The following is a 687-nucleotide window of genomic DNA, read 5'->3' on the forward strand; positions in this document are numbered from 1 at the left end:
GTTGCCGAAAGAATACATCAACGGCATTGACACTTTCACACACTATCTTGATTGCTTAAATGCTTCTTTCAATATTTTCCCGACCGAATCGACAACGCCGGGTTGTAGGATTCAGCAACCGATGATTGCTTGTTAAACCAGTCCGTCAGCGGCAACAGTTGCGCTTTTCCCCACCGGCATCGAACCCGACAACCGATGATTGCTTGTTAAACCAGTCCGTCAGCGGCAACAGTTGCGCTTTTCCCCACCGGCATCGAACCCGACAACCGATGATTGCTTGTTAAACCAGTCCGTCAGCGGCAACAGTTGCGCTTTTCCCCACCGGCATCGAATCCGGCAACCGATGATTGCCTTGTTGAACCAATCCATCAGCGGAGAAAGATACAACTTTTCTCCTGCATTATTGAGCTCCGTGGCAGCCCTTACCCGTTTCCCATTTGGCTTTTCCGCCTTGAAACGGCGTTGCAGGATAGCGGCGCAACGTTGCCGGCCTCTTTCGAACGGGCGATGGACGGCATTGGCACCGCCGTACCGCCGCCCCGGCCCGACACCGCCTTCATACGGCTGATTGTCTTGTGGTTGGCCAACATCCCTGCATAGCGGATTGCCGCCGTTATCCTGCGGCAGCCGCAGCGTCCTTTGTGTTGCCGGCAAGCCGCACGGATATGCCGTTTCAAACCGGCATAT

General features: G+C 54.6%; 1 protein-coding gene. It reads right to left on the reverse strand.

Annotation, left to right across the window (positions count from 1 at the left end):
- Positions 1 to 422 precede the first annotated feature (422 nt).
- Positions 423 to 677: an IS3 family transposase gene (locus IR141_RS14275; protein ID WP_368665557.1), complete on the reverse strand. Its 255-nt coding sequence runs from the start codon at positions 675 to 677 to the stop codon at positions 423 to 425.
- Positions 678 to 687: the final 10 nt, after the last annotated feature.

The sequence above is a fragment of the Neisseria sp. 19428wB4_WF04 genome (assembly GCF_015235335.1).
GTDB lineage: Bacteria > Pseudomonadota > Gammaproteobacteria > Burkholderiales > Neisseriaceae > Neisseria > Neisseria musculi.